The organism is Verrucomicrobium sp. BvORR034 (assembly GCF_000739635.1).
In the GTDB taxonomy this organism is placed as follows: domain Bacteria; phylum Verrucomicrobiota; class Verrucomicrobiia; order Verrucomicrobiales; family Verrucomicrobiaceae; genus Verrucomicrobium.
In genome coordinates this window covers 1-2,931 of record NZ_BATQ01000162.1, presented here as the reverse complement: position 1 = coordinate 2,931, position 2,931 = coordinate 1, and the positions used below count along the sequence as shown (strand labels likewise).

The 2,931-nt window shown below is 61.0% G+C and carries 2 protein-coding genes; both read left to right on the top strand.

The genetic code is table 11. From position 1 onward, the window contains the following. Positions 1 to 375 precede the first annotated feature (375 nt). A complete protein-coding gene (locus BV034_RS28110; RefSeq protein ID WP_050030274.1) occupies positions 376 to 843 on the top strand; it encodes a hypothetical protein in 468 nt (155 codons plus the stop codon). Between the two features lie 741 nt (positions 844 to 1,584). Next, positions 1,585 to 2,631: a heparan-alpha-glucosaminide N-acetyltransferase domain-containing protein gene (locus tag BV034_RS28105; protein WP_050030273.1), complete on the top strand. Its 1,047-nt coding sequence runs from the start codon at positions 1,585 to 1,587 to the stop codon at positions 2,629 to 2,631. Positions 2,632 to 2,931: the final 300 nt, after the last annotated feature.

Sequence of the window (2,931 nt, the reverse complement as noted above, 5' to 3'; positions counted from 1 at the left end):
CTCGACCTCTCCACTTTTCCCTGATGGCATTGGTCCCGCATGCGGGACGGTACTCCAACCCTGCTGCGGAGCGGGGGCGGTGGTTTGGCTGTGCCAGGCGAGGAGGAGCGCGATTGGGGGCAGGGGCGCTGGCGACAGCGTAGCGCAGATTGTTAATCTGCTGTGCCGCCGATTGGCAATCGGCATCAGTCGCCAGCGTGGGTGAGGTTCATTCCCTCACAAGGTCATCGCAAGCCGCACGGACACGAGTTTCTGCGTTACAGTACCCCGATCCCGCCAGGCTCCGTTCCCGTCCATTTCAGCCTTGCCATCGGATCACTCTCCAAGGCACAATGACGTTGAATCGAATTAAAACTTCGAGCCCCCCAAAGTTCTATGACCCGTGATCTTCAAACCCTGCGTGGCAAGATCTTCTTCTGGCTCGGCATCGTGGTGTTACCCGTGTTCTGGATATTTTGGATGAACTCGCGTCAGTTCGCCAGGCACCAAATTCGCGCGGCTCAGATTTGGACTGGGATTTATGCCGCCGCGCTGATAGGGATCCCTGCCGCCTATGATCGCGTGCACGCCTTCCTGTGGGCATTCTCCCAAATCTCTTTCCAGGTTGGCCTGGTGCTTTGGGTGTGGCTATTCCTGCGCACTATGTCGATTGGGACGTTTGTCTTGTTCTTCCTCGTGAGCATAGACATCATCGCCATCATGTCGTCGTTGATCGTGCCATGGCTGGCGAAACTCGCGCCGCACCCGTCATCCTTGGTGTTCATCCTGCTTCCCGCTGCAATGCATTTGCTGGTCGAGCCGGTTCGAGGATCCAATCATCAGACCGCCAGGCATCGGGCCTGATGCCTGGCGTTGAACAGGATCAGGCACCGCCTTCTGCCATCCCTTCAGGATGGTTCTCTCTCTGGCTACCTTCTATCATGCCTTCGGCATGGCCCGCTGCGCGGGAGACACAAGACATAAGACCTGAGGTCAGGGGCGCGGGCGACCTCATAGCGTCAATTGGCAATCCGCGCCGATAGCGGGGTTGGGCAGGGCAGCCGACTGTTCGCTGCCAAGAAGCGCCAGCAGGGCGTTTTGCATCCCGTCTAGCTGATAGAAATTCGCACCGGGGTTGGAGTACCGCTTTCAAGCGGAATCACGCCCCGCACTTCCCATGGCGTGAATCCTGCCCACGACTTCCAAGTCATCGTCAGTTGAGCGGGCCCGTCCCACCGGGAGCGCTATCAAGGGACGCTCGCTTCCTGATTCCGCTTAAAAGCGGTACTCCAACCCTGCTGCGGTGCGGGGGCGGTGGTTTGGCTGTGCCAGGCGAGGAGGAGCTAGATGAGGGCAGGAGCGCTGGCGACAGCGTAGCGCAGATTGTCAATCTGCTGTGCCGCCGATTGGAAATCGGCATCAGTTGCCGGAGCGGGGGAGGCTGATTCCTCCATAGGGTCACCACCTCTGACGCACTGCCAACTGCCAACTGCCAACTGCCAACTGCCAACTGCCAACTGAGCTCCGAAGCACCCACCACCCCCTAACCGCCAAACCACTTGTCCAACCCCCGGAAAAAGGCGATAGAGAGGGCTGCCATCCCTCATGTCCGACCGTTCTGCCGCCAATCGCCTTGCCTGGATCGACCTTTTGCGTGGCCTGGCGGTGGTGGGCATGATTGAGACCCATGTGGTCAACGTCTTCCTGAACTCTGGCTACGACACCGCTGGGTGGCGCTCGCAACTGAGCTTCTTCAACGGCCTGGTCGCCCCCGCCTTCCTCTGGATCGCTGGTTACATCCAGGGGAGATCCATTCGTCGCAGCCACGAGGTGGGCCGTCCGGTGGCCACGGCCGCCCGATGGCGACGTCTGGGTTTCGTGGCCGCGCTGAGCTTCCTTTTGCACATCCCCTGGCATCTTTGGGGGGTGGGGGACTTTGGTCTGGCAAGTTGGAAGCACTTATTTCAGATCGATGTGCTCTCCTGCCTGGGTGTAAGCCTGGGCATCCTGCTGCTGGCCGGGCAACTCCGGCCCCGGTGGTTTGATGCGCTCTCCGTCGCCCTCCTGGGGTTCTTCGTCCTGGCGGCCCCGATCGCAACGGGTTGGCACACGGGCTGGCCGATGGTGGATGGCTGGCTGAACCGCGCCGAGGGCTCTTTGTTCCCGCTCTTCCCCTGGCTGGGATTCGTTGCCGCGGGCAGTCTGGCCAGCCGCTGGAAGCTCGATGGCTGGTTCTGGCCTGTGCTCGCCGTGGCCATGGCCTGGGGCGGGTATGAGCTGGCTTCTGGACCCTTCTCCAACGCTGATCCCTTGTTCTTTGTGGAGCGCCTCGGCTGGTTGCTGGGCCTGGTCCTGGTCGTGAAAGCCGTGTCCCGCCTGGCGGCTCCCAAGTGGCTCCAACTGGCGGGGCGCGAATCACTCCTCATGTACATGTTGCACATCATCCTGCTGCACGCCTTCCCGGCCGGCGGTGGCATGACCTGGGATCGCAAGATCGGCCAAACCTTGTCCTTGCCCAGCGTGGCGCTGGTGTTCGTCGGGCTGCTCAGCGTGTGCCTCCTGGCCGCGTGGTTCAATGAGACAAGGAAGGCGCGCAGTGCCGAAAGGGCCCGGGAGCGTCAGGAGAACGGGCCAGAGCCCGTGGGAGCGTAGGGTCGGTAAGAGGTGAATGGTAAGAGGTAAGGGGTGGCGCGGTGGGAGGTGAACACGTGCATCCGCCAAACGCTTGTCCTTGGTGGATGCGTCCCAACGACCATTTCTGCCACGCAGCAGGGTTGGAGTACCGCTTTTAAGCGGAATCAGGATTCGAGGTGGCCCTTGATAGCGCTGCCGATGACTTGGGAGTCCTGGAAAGGAATCACGCCATGGGACGTGTGGGGCGTGATTCCGCTTAAAAGCCAATGCCATCAGGGAAAAAGTGGCGAGACCCATTGTCTCCCTTTGCGAACGAGC